The 13,598-nt window shown below is 59.2% G+C and carries 12 protein-coding genes; 5 read left to right on the forward strand and 7 right to left on the reverse strand.

Annotated elements, in window-relative coordinates; translation table 11 throughout:
* Window positions 1-77 precede the first annotated feature (77 nt).
* Window positions 78-1,367 (reverse strand): CitMHS family transporter, encoded by a 1,290-nt coding sequence (locus J3P92_RS14465; protein ID WP_434651128.1) that lies wholly within the window; start codon window positions 1,365-1,367, stop codon window positions 78-80.
* A 259-nt stretch (window positions 1,368-1,626) separates the two neighbouring features.
* On the opposite strand from J3P92_RS14465, the gene J3P92_RS14470 reads away from it, so the two are divergent.
* Window positions 1,627-2,832, forward strand: a complete 1,206-nt coding sequence (locus J3P92_RS14470; RefSeq protein WP_434559231.1) for a citrate synthase — start codon at window positions 1,627-1,629, stop codon at window positions 2,830-2,832.
* A 41-nt stretch (window positions 2,833-2,873) separates the two neighbouring features.
* On the opposite strand, the gene J3P92_RS14475 is transcribed toward J3P92_RS14470, so the two are convergent.
* The 3 genes from J3P92_RS14475 to J3P92_RS14485 form a co-directional block, all read right to left on the reverse strand.
* Window positions 2,874-4,247: an MmgE/PrpD family protein gene (locus tag J3P92_RS14475; RefSeq protein ID WP_434647809.1), complete on the reverse strand. Its 1,374-nt coding sequence runs from the start codon at window positions 4,245-4,247 to the stop codon at window positions 2,874-2,876.
* Between the two features lie 75 nt (window positions 4,248-4,322).
* Entirely contained in the window at window positions 4,323-4,631 is a 309-nt protein-coding gene (locus J3P92_RS14480; RefSeq protein WP_420763680.1) for a DUF4387 domain-containing protein, read from the reverse strand.
* Entirely contained in the window at window positions 4,628-6,043 is a 1,416-nt protein-coding gene (locus J3P92_RS14485) for an acyclic terpene utilization AtuA family protein (RefSeq protein WP_434647812.1), read from the reverse strand. The genes J3P92_RS14480 and J3P92_RS14485 overlap by 4 nt, the downstream gene beginning before the upstream one ends.
* A gap of 405 nt (window positions 6,044-6,448) precedes the next feature.
* Here J3P92_RS14485 and J3P92_RS14490 point away from each other — a divergent pair, with 405 nt between their 5' ends.
* Window positions 6,449-6,802 carry a hypothetical protein gene (locus J3P92_RS14490; protein ID WP_420763678.1) on the forward strand — a complete coding sequence of 118 codons (354 nt, stop codon included), beginning with the start codon at window positions 6,449-6,451 and terminating at the stop codon, window positions 6,800-6,802.
* Window positions 6,803-6,821: 19 nt separating this feature from the next.
* Here J3P92_RS14490 and J3P92_RS14495 read toward each other — a convergent pair whose 3' ends face one another.
* Window positions 6,822-7,697, reverse strand: coding sequence for a LysR family transcriptional regulator (locus tag J3P92_RS14495; RefSeq protein WP_434606115.1), 876 nt, complete (start codon window positions 7,695-7,697; stop codon window positions 6,822-6,824).
* A gap of 117 nt (window positions 7,698-7,814) precedes the next feature.
* Here J3P92_RS14495 and J3P92_RS14500 point away from each other — a divergent pair, with 117 nt between their 5' ends.
* From J3P92_RS14500 to J3P92_RS14510, 3 genes are all read left to right on the forward strand, one after another.
* A complete protein-coding gene (locus tag J3P92_RS14500) occupies window positions 7,815-8,684 on the forward strand; it encodes an NmrA/HSCARG family protein (protein ID WP_434559239.1) in 870 nt (289 codons plus the stop codon).
* 113 nt (window positions 8,685-8,797) lie between these two features.
* Window positions 8,798-10,159, forward strand: coding sequence for a chromate efflux transporter (chrA, locus tag J3P92_RS14505; RefSeq protein WP_434647815.1), 1,362 nt, complete (start codon window positions 8,798-8,800; stop codon window positions 10,157-10,159).
* A gap of 271 nt (window positions 10,160-10,430) precedes the next feature.
* The gene (locus J3P92_RS14510) at window positions 10,431-11,987 is read left to right on the forward strand and encodes a TerC family protein (protein ID WP_434647817.1); all 1,557 of its coding nucleotides are present in this window, start codon (window positions 10,431-10,433) and stop codon (window positions 11,985-11,987) included.
* Window positions 11,988-12,080: 93 nt separating this feature from the next.
* Here the strand turns inward: J3P92_RS14510 and J3P92_RS14515 are convergent, their stop codons facing one another.
* Entirely contained in the window at window positions 12,081-12,983 is a 903-nt protein-coding gene (locus J3P92_RS14515) for a LysR substrate-binding domain-containing protein (protein WP_434651129.1), read from the reverse strand.
* A 27-nt stretch (window positions 12,984-13,010) separates the two neighbouring features.
* Window positions 13,011-13,583 carry a TetR/AcrR family transcriptional regulator gene (locus J3P92_RS14520; RefSeq protein WP_434559245.1) on the reverse strand — a complete coding sequence of 191 codons (573 nt, stop codon included), beginning with the start codon at window positions 13,581-13,583 and terminating at the stop codon, window positions 13,011-13,013.
* Between the last annotated feature and the right edge of the window lie 15 nt (window positions 13,584-13,598).

Genomic DNA, 13,598 nt, shown 5'->3' on the forward strand with positions numbered 1-13,598 from the left:
CCTCTCTATTATTTTTATTTTGACGTGAGCAGACGCGAACTGGCGTCCTTTGAACTTCGGCGCAGCGAACTAATTAATTAATAAATCGCCCGGGTAATAACTGCCGTTACAATCAGGACAACGCTGCTGCCGATCGCCCAGAGCAGGCAATAGCGTTGCATGTCGCCCATGTCGCGCTTGATGATTCCACTGATGAGATAGACCGCTGCAACCAATGGGCTCAATGCATGCACCGGCTGCCCCAGCACCGACGCGCGAGCGATATGCATCGGGTCGATGCCATATTCGGCAGCCGCCGCCCCCAGCACCGGCAAGATACCGAAGAAAAACGCGTCATTGGACAGCAGGAAATTGAGCGGCAAGGCCACCAGTGCAGTAATGATGCTGAAGTATTGGCCACCGCCGTCGGGAATCAGCTGGACGATCTTTCCTGACATGGCATCAACCATCCCGGTGCCGGACAAGATGCCGGTGAACGCACCTGAGGCAAATATCAGCGCGATGACCATCAGCACACTTTCCGAGTGAGCCGCGACTCTAGCCTTCTGCTCCGCCAAGCGTGGATAGTTGATCAGCAGCGCCAGGGAAAAACCCACCATCATCAGCAACGGCAAGGGTGCCAGCCCTGTGGCCATGGAGTACATGAGCCCCGCGGTAAGCACCAGGTTGACCCAGAAGAGTTTCGGCCGATGGGTTTCGGCGTGTACGGTCGGCAAAGCGACCTCCTGCGGTGCGGCGTCCTGGGTGCCGGGCGTCCATCCCAAGCGGCGCCGCTCCTTTCGGCCTATCCAGAACGCCACGGCAAACGCATAGGCAACCCCCACCAGCATCGCCGGCACCAGCCCCAGGAACATTTCTGCCACATCAAGGTGAAGGGCGCTGGCGGCGCGGGCGATCGGTCCTCCCCAAGGAATCAGATTGACCACGGTGTTCGTCAGCAAAAGCATCAATGCCAGGATCAGCGGGTTCATCCCCAGCCGCAGGTAAAGCGGCAGGAACGCCGTCGTGACGATCAGCACAGTCGTTGCGCCATCGCCGTCGAAGGAGATGACGGTGGCCAGTAATGCAGTGCCCAGTACGACTTTAAGAGGATCATTTCCTACATGGCGCAGGATTTTCCTCACGGCGGGTTCGAAGAGCCCGGCGTCGAACATGATCGCGAAATACAGGATTGCAAACATCAGCATCAACGCGGTGGGCGCAACTTGCTTGACGCCGTTCATCACCATCGCGCCCAGTTCCGGTCCTGCCCCACTGGCCAGCCCGAAGGCAACCGGAATAAGGATGAGTGCCGTCACAGCAGAAAGTCGTTTGCTTATGATCAAGGCCATAAACGTGACGACCATTGCGAAACCTAACCAAGCCATGCGTTTCACCTTTTCGTTTTTATTGTTATCGATGCATCGAAAAATCAATGTGAACAACTCTTGCGCAGCCGAAATCTACATAGGGGCTGAAACGCTGTAAATCTTGATTTTTTTCGTCAACATCCCGGCTTAATCGGGCCTATCCCGCCATCGGTCGTCTAAAAAACATGTGTTGAAATTTATCCACCAATACACATTGACGACCTGACTGCATATCTAATAAACATGTACGACTTCCAATCACCCGAGTGGGCCCGTCATGCCAGAACAAGAAGGCCTTTACCTCTCGGCAGACGAGGCAGCCGCCCTGCTCCGGATCAGCCTGCCGACGTTGTACGCCTACGTCAGTCGCAAGAATATCCGCTCCATCAAAATCGCCGGGACGCCCAAGCGTCGCTATTGGGCCGAGGATATTCAGCGGCTGGTGAAGGTCCCGGCGGCGGAGAAACCCGTGGCGAAGCGCTCATCGCCCTCGGACAGTGCGATTACGCTGATCACCGACGATGGGCTGTTTTATCGTGGCCATGACGTCGTCGAGCTCGCGGACCGGGCCACCGTCGAAGAGGTGGCCGAGCTGATCTGGCAGGTGCCTTCGGCGTTCGGCGATTCGCTGCCTCGAACCCCGAAGGACAGCGCCAAGCTGTTGCAGATTTACGAGCACATGTCTGCCCAGGAAAAAGCCATCGCGCTTTTCCCCTTGGTCCAGCGAGAGAATCCCAAAGCGTTCGACCTTTCCCCGGACAGCTACGCCCGTACAGGCGCCGATGTCGTGAGGTGGTTTGCCGCGTTGGTCGTGGGGGCGACCGAACCGAGTACGCAACCCCTGCATGAGTTCATCACCCAGTCGTGCGGCGCCCCGCCGGCCCACGCCGATCTGATCCGGCGCCTGTTGATCCTCAGTATCGACCATGAGCTGGATCACACCACCCACAGCGTCCGCGTCGCCGCCACCACCGGCGCCACTCCGTACTACGCGGTCATCGCTGCACTCGCCGCCGCACGGGGCCATAAAATCGCCTATGGCAGGAATGAAGCCGCCAGTCGGATGATCGAAGAGATTTGTACCGCCGTGGACCCTACGCGACCGATCTTGCAGCGCTACAACCAGGACGGACACATTGTCGGGTTCGGTCCCAATGTCCACTCGATCAACGACCCGCGTGCCAGCAATCTTTTGGCGGCGCTCACGGCTGCCTTTGATGGCGACAGTGAGTTCATCAAGCTGCAAAAAGCCTTCTCGGTGGCCTCGGAGCTCGTGGCGTACCCACCGGAATTCATTCTCATGGTGAGCTTCATCGGCAGGAAACTGGGATTGCGAGGGCAGGAAATTTCATTGGGAGGCGTAGGTCGATCCATCGGCTGGATCGCCCACGCCAGCGAGCAATACAACCAACACCACGAGGGCCGCCCTCGCGCTCGCTACACCGGGACGCTGCCAACGGCGACCGATACCGGACGCCGCTGATTGGGGCATTCGTTGGCGATGCCATTGGGGCGCTGGCGACCCTAGGAGGCAACCATCGCCGCAAACAATGTCTCGAACTCGGTTTGATGCTCGAGCCCCGCCACGAACCCAAGCACCGCAGCCTGTGCCGATGCATCGAGATGAGGCATCGCCATGCGCCGGAACTTGCGCTCGAAGTCGCTATCGGTCATTGGCGTTTCGACCGAACCGGGACCGGTGATCATCTCGCTCACGACCAGCTCGCCGCATTTCAGGGTTACGCAAACACGGTTGGCAAGGTGCCGCGGAAACAGCGCGGTGAGCGCCGGATCTTCGACGACGCTGACTTTCTCCATCAAGGCAATCACTGCGGGATCGGCGATCTTTTCTGCGGCGTACGAGCCGACCGTGATATCGCCATCGAGCAAGGCCCGGGCGACGTTGTAAGGCAGGCTGTGGTCAGCCGTTTCGCGGGTTTTCGGCAGCCATTTCTCTGGGGTATCGGCGAGTACCCGACGGTTGAATTCAGACGTTTCGATTGAAATGGCGGCAATGTCCTGCACACCGTCAATCCGCTTGCGGATATCCAGCGCGGCCCAGACGGCCGTGTGCAATTCGCCATTGGTGGGAAACGTCTTGGTCAGCGAGCGCCGTATCGCGTAGTCGCCGTTGCCGGGCGTGCCGAAACGACTGATATCCAGGTCGAACGGTCCGCTAATCTGTTTGAAGAAGCCCATCTCGCCTTCGAAGATCGGCGACGGCCCGGTCATGCCATGGCGCGCCAGTTGCGCTGCGAAAATCGCGTTGCGAGCGGCATTGGCCGCGGAACAGCCCTTCCAGTCGGACAACGACCCGCTGCGCACTTGCCGCATCGCCAAATGCCCGCTCAGGGCGATGTTGATCGCTTGCTCGGTCTGCGCCACGTCCAGCTTCATCAAGTTGGAAGCCGCCGCCGCCATCGCGACGTTGATGTAGTTCACGTGGTCCCAGCCACGCTTGTTCAGGCTCGCCACATCCTGCAAGCGCATTTGGATCTCATATGCCAGGACGATGGCCGAGACCAACTCAGCCCCGGATGCGTTTTCGGCTTGCGCCACCGCCAGGCAGGCCGGGATGTTATCGCTCGGATGGCCGGGCTCCAGGCCCATGTAGCCATCGTTGTAGTCCAGGAAACGAACCATCAAGCCGTTGGCGAAAGCTGCGATTTCCGTCGTTGTTCTGAGGTTGGTGCCGAATACGCTGGATGATTGCGCCGTGTTTGCAGCGGCGTAACAGAGGGCAGCCTTGACCGGGTCACTCCCGTAGGCGCCCAGTATGCACGCCAGGCTGTCGATGAAACGCTGGCGTACCAGTTTGATGATGTCTTCGGGCAGGCGTTGGCTACGAAATTCATGGGCATATCGCGCAAGGCGCATCGCAACGGTCGGGTCCGTCATAGTTACCTCGGGTAAACAGGGGGTCGGTCCTCGTCCATGAGGCACACAAATCAAGGCTCGAGCGGGCGCCCGGCCTCAGTCGACGATCACGTCAAGCAGACGGACGTATTGCTGGCCGGCGTGCATGTCGCGCTCGACCATTCCGCCCTGGGGCGTCGCACGGGGATAGGAGATCTTGACCATTTCCAGATCCGGCACCGGGATCCGCTTGACCCGTTCCGGGTCGGTGCCGTAGAGCGTTGCGAATTGAGCCGGCGAGAGTGCCGCGCAATTGGAATAACGTTCGAAATTCTCGCGTCCGTTGAAAAAGATATCGAACGTAACCCAGAACGGCCCCGCTTGTTTGGATCGGACGTGCCGGCATACATCACGCAACTTAGTCATTGTGCAAGTTCCTTCACAGCTATTGGGGTGTCCGACAGATCAATCCACTTCAAACGAACCAATTCAAGGGGATTCTCAAGTTGCACCACGTGATTCAACTTGAACTCGAATATTTGCCCGCGAGGTATATCGGCCGGTGTAAAGGCAAACCCATAGGAAGGCAACTCCTTACCCATCACGCTTGGATAATGGAAGAAGTACGGATTACACGCCTGGGCGATGGTATTGGCCATTTCCTGCGTTGCAGCCGTGGCGACAAACAACATCCCTATTTCCGGTGGCGGTAACGTTCCGGCTGCGGGTTTGACACCGGTCACGCCATTCCACCCGTACATGCGCAGGGAAATATGAAACTCGCCCAACTCTTCAGCAGGAATCGACTGACGTGTTCTCTTATATAGCGCGTCCAGCAAACGGTCATGAAAACCATCGATGTCCTTGAGCACATCGGGGTCCTGAATGCCCACCAGCATGATGGTTTGGTACAAACCGGCGGCAGCGCCTTCCAACTTCATGGTGTAAGGCATCGGCTCCCATTGCGAGCCTTCTACCCGAACAGCGCGCCCATTCAAATCGGTGTAGCGCGCCTGGGCCACGTTCAAGATTCCGCCGGGCTCCAACAACCGGAACGGGTCACTGTTTTCGTAGAGCATATGGGCCGATACGCTATGGGGCGTGCACTGGTTGTCCAGGCTCAACGGCTCGACTTCGAAGCCGTTCGCGTCAACACTGAGCAGGATCCCCGACCCTAGCGTCGGGTTGACGGCGCATTGCACGCCGCATTCACCTGTCTTGCCGGCATGCCAGGACGGCCCCCATGGCGCGCCTTTCCAAATGGGATAGCAGCCTATGACGGCTGTGTCGGTCGAACGGCCGGCCAATATGATATCGGCGCCCGCATCCAGCGCGGCGAGGAAGGGTTCAACCCCTAGGGCAGCGACAATGTGCTCACAGGCGTCCACTGTCGCGTCGTCCAACTCGGCGTGGGGCGGCAATGGTTTGATACGACCTTCAGCGTTCAGCTTTTTAATGGTTTGCTTGTCTTGCTCACAATAAATGAGCGCAATCTTTGGTGACACACCCAACTCCCCGGCAATTTCCAAGGCAATATCACGCGTCCAATCAAGATTCAGATCGCCGCCCGCCTGCCCCGAAGTCCCGACAATAATCGGCACGCCGGATTGGGCCTGGGCCTTCATCAGAATAGTCAGGTCGCGCTTGACCGCGCCTCGGTTATTCTTCGATTTGCCAAGGGCAAGATAAGCCGCGCCGCTGTCGGTTGAACCCGCGTCCGTGGCAATTACTTGGGCCCCCGCCGCCAGCCCATAAGCAATTTCTTCTTCTCGTACACCCGCTCCCAATGAACCACAGGGGACAATCACTTTTACACAACCTTCAAATAACTGCTTCATGACACCCTCTTCTTGGCGACTCAGTGCGCCAATAATAGGGGCTGCAATTACGTTGACAAGTGGACAGATTTTGTCCATATAGCCCTGCGAATTAATGCTCTCGGAAGGCTACCGCAAGATAACTTTTGATGATTAATCGTGTTTATCCTGCATAACTAACGAAGAAAAAAATCAAGTACAAATATCTGTTCGAAGGCGCTCGAAGCGCACATGGCAACACGTTCAAAACGGCCGTTTGTCCCGCCCGTGGCTCTTCCCAGCCATCGCTTCAAGGGACGGGAAAAAGCGCGACATGACGCCCTCCGTGACGTCAACAATCCGTCACCAAAAACCTTCCTATAAAAACTTTTATATGAAGCGCCATTTTTCCGACAGATGGCACTGATGTCCCATTGCTGAAGATTTGTGAGCGGGCTCATCATCCGCCGCATGATCGCTGTGCGTTCAGGCGCTAAAACCGCGCTGACACAGGACGTAACCAACCGCATCGCTCGCTGGAGCAACATTAGGATGATGACTGTCTATTTTCTTGTCATGAGGATCTGTAGTGGCATGGAAGGCTGTGTGGAAGAGCGAAACCCCGGGCCGACCTATGCATCCAGACAGATGTGTATTGAAAGCGCGCAAGTCATGGCACCGCGCAAAGGCGTGAAATACAAATGCCGCAGCGAGCGGTTATGGGTCTCCGACGAAGTGCAGAGCCCGGGCGGTTACGACGCGGTCGTTTCAACCAAGGTCAAGGAACAGCCCTTACCTTGAGTGGGCGCAAACCGCTCCGTTATCCTTCCAGTGTCAATGACATATCCGGGTAACGGGCGCACAGGAAGTCCACAAACGCGCGAACCTTCGGCGCGGCCAGGCGCCTGGAGGTGTGCAGGACCCACAACTGTCGCTCGGCGCTTGCGACCATCCCCCACTGGACCAACTCGCCGCGGGCCAATTGATTCCAGGCAATCGATTTCGGAAGCAGCGCGGCGCCCCCACCGGCGACCGCGGCGTCGCGAATCATCAGGTAGGAAGAGAACCACAGCTTGGGGATGGGCTCCAGGATCAAGCGCCCATCATCGAGATTCCAGTGGGTCGGCTGGAAATTGGAAGGCACGATACTGGGGACAGGCCTGACCGCTCCGGGTTCAGGCTTGGCCACGCCAGGCGCGGCCACGACCACCAACCGGTCCTTGGCGAAGCAACGTCCGACGAGATTGCTGTCCGGGCTTGGGTTGACTCGGATGGCGACGTCGAATTGTTCCTCGACGAGATCCACCAGGCGGTCCTCCGCCCGCACATCGATCGTCACCTGCGGATAGGCCGCGCAGAAATCCGCGCCAATGCGCCCCATCGTCAATTGGGAAAACAGGACCGGCGCCGCCACCCGCAAGCGTCCGTTAGGCGTCGACACGCCTTCCTGGGTCGCCGTCATGGCTTCGATCACCTCCCCCAGCGGCCCTTCGGTCCGGGCAATCAGCATTTCGCCGGCTTCGGTAAGCTTGAGGCCACGGGCGCTACGCTCGATCAGCCTGACGCCCAGCTGTTCCTCCAATTCGGCGATGCGCCGCGACAAGGTGGCTTTCGACCGGCCGCTCGCGCGGCTTGCCTTGCCCAATCCTTCGTTGGTGGCGACCAGCGCGAAATCAATGAGCGCATTCAGGTTCATGTTGTTCCATTTTTGAAACGAGGTGTTTGCATTATGGCGCCTTCGTTTTATCCCTGCAACGCCCTATCGTCTGGTCACTGCAATGCCATTCCTTGATATCAGCGACAGGAGATTCACATGAGCATCTTGATCACCGGCGCCACGGGCACCATCGGTTCTCTCATCACCACACGACTTGCCGAGAAAGGCGCCGAAGCGAAGGCCCTGGTGCGTCAGCCCGGCAAGCGCGACTTCCCGGTTGGCGTGACGGAAGTCGTTGGCGACCTGACCGACGTAGCCTCGATGCGCGCCGCGCTCGCGTCAGTACGCACGTTGTTCCTACTCAACGCCGTCACGCCGGACGAAGTGACACAGGCCTTGATCACACTCAACCTGGCGCGTGAAGCCGGTATCGAGCGCATCGTCTACCTGTCGGTGATACATGCCGACAGGTTCACCAATGTCCCGCATTTCACCGGCAAGCATACGGTGGAGCGCATGCTCGAAAGCCTCGACATGCCGGCGACCATCCTGCGTCCGGCGTATTTCATGCAGAACGAGCTCATGGTCCGGCAGACCATCCAGGACTATGGCGTATACCCGATGCCGATCGGCTCGGCCGGGGTCTCGATGATCGATGCGCGAGACATCGCCGACATCGCCGTCGCCGAATTGCTGCGACGCGACCGGGCTCCCGCTGCCCTCGAACGGCTCACGCTGGAACTGGTCGGCCCCCGGGCCCTGACTGGCGCAGCCGTGGCGCAAACCTGGGGTTCGGCGTTGGGCCGGGAGGTGGTTTATGGCGGTGACGACGTGGCCGCCTTCGAAACCCAGATGGCGTCGTTCGGCCCTGGCTGGCTGGCCTACGACATGCGCCTGATGATGGCCGGTATCCAGGCGTTCGGCATGCAAGCCGAGGCAGGAACGGTGGAGCGACTCCAAGCCATTCTGGGCCGTCCGTTGCGCAGCTATGAAGACTTCGTTCGCGAGGCCGTCGGCGGCGCTTGAATGACCGCTGCCGGTGGGAGGCGATGACCTTTCACCGGCTTGCGACAAATAGCTTTCAATTTCATATGCAGCCGATACTGTAGCGGCACCCTCATTTTTCCAAGCTATCGCCCATGAACCCCAAGCTTGCCGAATCTGCCCTTGAAAATGATCCTGCGAGACCTGAACCGATCAGCTTGCGCGTCGCCTTCTGGTTCTGGCTGAAGCTGGGCTTCATCAGCTTCGGCGGCCCAGCGGGACAGATTTCGATCATGCATCAGGAGTTGGTCGAGCGACGGCGCTGGATCTCCGAGCGACGCTTTCTTCATGCCCTCAACTATTGCATGTTGCTTCCCGGGCCGGAGGCCCAGCAGTTGGCAACCTACATCGGCTGGCTATTGCATCGGACCTGGGGCGGCGTAATCGCCGGCGCCCTGTTTGTATTGCCCTCTCTTTTCATCCTGATCGCCTTGTCCTGGGTGTACATCGCCTTTGGTGAAGTTCCGGTAGTGGCTGGCCTGTTCTACGGGATCAAGCCAGCAGTGACCGCGATCGTCGTGCAGGCGGCGCATCGAATCGGCTCCAGGGCGTTGAAGAATAATTGGCTTTGGGCCATCGCCGCCGCCTCGTTCACGGCGATCTTCGCTTTCAATGTTCCGTTCCCGCTGATTGTGCTGGGTGCGGCGCTGATCGGTTACATCGGTGGCCGCCTGGCACCAGGAAAATTCCAGGTTGGTGGGCACAGCGCCGCCAACAAGTCATTCGGCCCGGCCCTGATCGATGACGAGACACCCACGCCCGAGCATGCCCGGTTCAGTTGGCCAAGGCTGGCATTGCTGGGATTGATTGGCGCCTTGCTGTGGGCCTTGCCAATGGCCGCCCTGACCGCGCTGTTTGGTTGGGAAGGCACGCTGACCCAGATGAGTTGGTTCTTTACCAAGGCCGCGCTGCTGACCTTCGGTGGTGCGTATGCGGTGCTTCCCTATGTTTACCAAGGCGCGGTCAGCCATTACGGCTGGTTGACTCCGACCCAAATGATCGACGGCCTTGCGCTCGGCGAAACCACCCCCGGGCCGCTGATCATGGTCGTGGCTTTCGTAGGTTTCATCGGGGCGTATGTCTCGCAAGTGTTTGGCGCCGATCAAGTGTTCCTGGCCGGTGCCGTTGCGGCAGCGTTGGTGACGTGGTTCACTTTCCTGCCCTCCTTCCTGTTCATTCTCGCGGGCGGGCCGTTGGTGGAATCGACTCACAACGCGCTCAAGTTCACCGCGCCGCTGACCGCCATCACCGCGGCGGTGGTCGGGGTCATCCTCAACCTGGCGTGTTTCTTTGGTTACCACGTGCTCTGGCCAACCGGGTTCAGCGGCAGCCTCGACTGGCCTTCGGCGTTGATAGCGATCGGGGCGGCGATTGCGTTGTTTCGCTTCAAGCGGGGCGTGATCCAGGTATTGCTCGGCTGTGGGCTTGTTGGCTTGGCCGTGCACTTATTTCGCTAGATTGATGTTGGCCCGACCCGCCATGAAAATCCCACGGTTTGCTGCGCTTCGCCGTTGCTTCGTCAGATCCTGTAATAAATCGTCTCGTGGGAAACGCTGGAAACCATTGTAGGATTTCTTCCCCATTTAACCTCAGGTCTGTATGAAAACCCTTCAGGAACCTCCCAGTCGCCGTTCAACGAACAACCGCCTCTCCCCCGTCGCCGCGCCCTGGGCAGGCTCGTCGCAGCCTCTTGCCCTCGCACTGACCGGTCGAGGGAGCAAATAAACCATGGAATGGATCGCTGACCCCACGGCCTGGCTGGGCCTACTGACGTTGATCGTGCTGGAGCTGGTGCTCGGCATCGATAACCTTGTCTTCATCGCCATCCTGGCCGATAAACTTCCCCCCGAACAACGCGACCGTGCCCGTGTCATCGGCTTGTCCCTGGCATTGCTGATGCGCCTGGGCCTGCTGGCGAGCATTTCGTGGATGGTGACCCTGACCAACCCGCTGTTCGAAATCTTCGGCAAGACGTTCTCGGGCCGAGACTTGATCATGCTGTTCGGCGGTGTGTTCCTGTTGTTCAAGGCAACCATGGAACTGCATGAGCGCCTCGAAGGCCACGTGGCGCAACGCTCCGGCAATGCTGCCTATGCGTTGTTCTGGCCCATCGTCGCGCAGATCGTGGTGCTGGACGCGGTTTTTTCCCTGGATGCGGTGATTACCGCCGTGGGCATGGTGGAGCACCTGTCGGTCATGATGATCGCGGTGATTTTCTCCATCGGCTTGATGATGATCGCGAGCAAGCCGCTGACCCACTTCGTCAACAGTCATCCGACCGTCATCATGCTCTGCCTGGGCTTCCTGATGATGATTGGCTTCAGCCTCACCGCCGAAGGATTGGGCTTCCACATTCCGAAGGGCTATCTGTACGCCGCGATTGGCTTCTCGATCCTGATCGAATTGTTCAACCAGTTGGCACGCTCGCGGCGCAAGAAAAGCCTGCAGGGTCTGCGGCCGATGCGCGAGCGTACCGCCCACGCGGTGATGCGCTTGCTGGGAGGCCAGAAGCTCGGCCCCGACGAAGTCGGCGAGGAAATAGCCGACATGTTGGCCGGCGAAGAACCCGAACAGGTTTTCCATCGACGGGAACGGGTGATGATCAGTGGCGTGCTGCAATTGGCGGAGCGCCCGATACGCAGCGTGATGACTCATCGCGCGCAGATCGATCACCTTGACCTGGCGAACACTGCGCAAGAAATCCGTACGACACTGATGCATTCGTCGTATTCACGCTTGCCGTTGATCCGCGAAGGTCGCGTGGACGAACCCCTGGGCTTCGTCCACAAGAAAGAGCTGCTTAAGGAAATGCTGGCGGGCAACCCGCCGAATCTGGAAACCATGGCGCGCAAGGCCATCAACCTGCTGGACAGTTTCACGATCCTCAACGCACTGGAACAAATGCGCAAGGAGTCAACCCACATCGCCTTCGTGGTGAACGAGTTCGGTGATTTCGTCGGTCTGTTGACGATGACTGACATTCTCGAGTCCATCGCCGGGGAACTGCCCGATGCCAGTGAAATCGAGGGTCCGAACATCGTTGCCCAGGAGGGAGGTTTTTTGGTCAGCGGCGCCCTGAATCTCAGCCAGGTCCGCGAACATATCGGCTTCCAGGCGAAAGCGACGGAGGACTACCAAACGCTCGCCGGCTTGGTGATGAGCTTGCTGGACCGTCTGCCCATCATCGGCGATAGCCTGCGTTGGGAGCAATGGAGCATGACGGTCGTCGAGGTGGAAGAGCGGCGGGTGACCCGGGTGTTGTTACGCGTCGAGGACCAGGGCTGACCTGATTGTCCGGGACCAGCAGCCGGGGCCGGCGGCCGCGAAGCGCATACCATGGCCGTTCGGTAGCCAGGGTACGCGCTGCAGCGCTGTCGCTCACTCGCTGATGTAACGCTCTAAACGCGCCACCAGGAATGCCCTCAACACCTGGACCGCCGGCGTCAGCGAGGTCCGGTGGGCGCACACCAGTTGCAGCGGCGCGGGCTGGCCATAGTCCGGCGGGAAGATTTCCACCAGGCGCCCGCTGCGGATATCGTCCATCACATCGAGCTTGGATTTGTAGACGACGCCAAGTCCCGACACCCCCCAACGCCTGACGATGTCAGCGTCATCGCTGATGCGGTTGCCCAGCACCTGGACGGTTTCCACCCCCTGCGGCGTCTGGAAACTCCAGCGTTCGAAGGTCTGCTCGCCCATCACATAACGAAGGCAATTATGCCTGCTCAGCTCGCCGGGCGTTTCTGGGCGGCCATGGCGTGCAATGTAGTCGGGCGAGGCACACACCGTCCGTCTGTTGGACGGCGCGAGCGCCAGGGACACGAGACTTGAATCAGCCAACTGGCCATAACGAATGCTCGCGTCCAGGTGTTCGGTAAACAGATCAGCCACCTGGTCGCTGACGCGCAACTGCAACAGGACCTTGGGATGCAACTGCTGGAACTCATCCAGCCATGGCAGAAGCAGGTTGCGGCCGATGTCCGAGGGCATGGACAAGCGCAGCGTCCCGGAAATTTCATCGCGCCCCTGGGCCAGGGCAAGCTCCCCATTTTCCAAGGCCTCCAGCGCCTGCCGCGCGTGGCTCAGGTACCGCTCGCCGTCATCCGACAAACGCAGCCGCCTGGTGGACCGTACGAACAACCTCACCCCCAGGCTGGCCTCGAGTCGTTGCACCGCGACGCTGGCCAATGCCGGAGAGATGTCCAGCAACCGTGCTGCCGCTGAAAAGCTTCCGGCATCCGTCGTGGTCACGAATACCTGGAGATCATCGACTCGAATGATTCTTTTCACGCTGTCATGTCTCTCGGTTTATCCAGCAATTTTTTTCCGAACCATCGTCATGAGGTTTGCGCCGACGTCCTCGATGCTTTTGTTCTGCGCAACGACCTGGGCCCCTTCCATCAGGTACGTGAGCTCCATTGCCACTTCGTCCGGCTCGGGCAGGCCAGCCTCTTCACAGAGCGCGACCAATCGCAAGAACTGACGCTTTTTATGTTCCTCGATCAGAACGCGGGCGGGATTGGCCGGCTCGGGTATTTCCGCCAGCGAATTGGTGAATGGACAGCCCCTGTATGACGACGCCGAAAGGTCGTGGGCGATGAACTCGGCAAACCCGAGAATCTGCGCCTTGGGATCGTCGATGTGTTGCGCCGACAGCGCCTCGAAGACCTCGGCATATTTCTCGACGAGCAAACGTAGCCATTCAAGCACCAGCGCGTCTTTCGAATCGAAATGCCGGTACACCGTCATCTTGGTCGACTTGGCCTTCGCCGCGATGGCATCCACCGTCACCCGACTGATGCCCTCGCTGAAAAACAGCGCCTCGGCAGCATCGAGAATCCTTTCTTTGGGGGCTAACTGGGGAATACGTTCGGGCCGCATGATGCTCTCCGCTTG

Origin of the sequence: Pseudomonas sp. D3-27 (assembly GCF_051132165.1) — a bacterium.
Lineage (GTDB): Bacteria > Pseudomonadota > Gammaproteobacteria > Pseudomonadales > Pseudomonadaceae > Aquipseudomonas.

Bases quoted from the DNA above. Each gene is read 5' to 3' on its own strand.
- J3P92_RS14475 (WP_434647809.1), bottom strand. From the start codon at position 4,247: ATGACGGACCCGACCGTTGCGATGCGCCTTGCGCGATATGCCCATGAA.
- J3P92_RS14470 (WP_434559231.1), top strand. From the start codon at position 1,627: ATGCCAGAACAAGAAGGCCTTTACCTCTCGGCAGACGAGGCAGCCGCC.
- J3P92_RS14485 (WP_434647812.1), bottom strand. From the start codon at position 6,043: ATGAAGCAGTTATTTGAAGGTTGTGTAAAAGTGATTGTCCCCTGTGGT.
- chrA (WP_434647815.1), top strand. From the start codon at position 8,798: ATGAACCCCAAGCTTGCCGAATCTGCCCTTGAAAATGATCCTGCGAGA.
- J3P92_RS14465 (WP_434651128.1), bottom strand. From the start codon at position 1,367: ATGGCTTGGTTAGGTTTCGCAATGGTCGTCACGTTTATGGCCTTGATC.
- J3P92_RS14510 (WP_434647817.1), top strand. From the start codon at position 10,431: ATGGAATGGATCGCTGACCCCACGGCCTGGCTGGGCCTACTGACGTTG.
- J3P92_RS14495 (WP_434606115.1), bottom strand. From the start codon at position 7,697: ATGAACCTGAATGCGCTCATTGATTTCGCGCTGGTCGCCACCAACGAA.
- J3P92_RS14500 (WP_434559239.1), top strand. From the start codon at position 7,815: ATGAGCATCTTGATCACCGGCGCCACGGGCACCATCGGTTCTCTCATC.
- J3P92_RS14520 (WP_434559245.1), bottom strand. From the start codon at position 13,583: ATGCGGCCCGAACGTATTCCCCAGTTAGCCCCCAAAGAAAGGATTCTC.
- J3P92_RS14480 (WP_420763680.1), bottom strand. From the start codon at position 4,631: ATGACTAAGTTGCGTGATGTATGCCGGCACGTCCGATCCAAACAAGCG.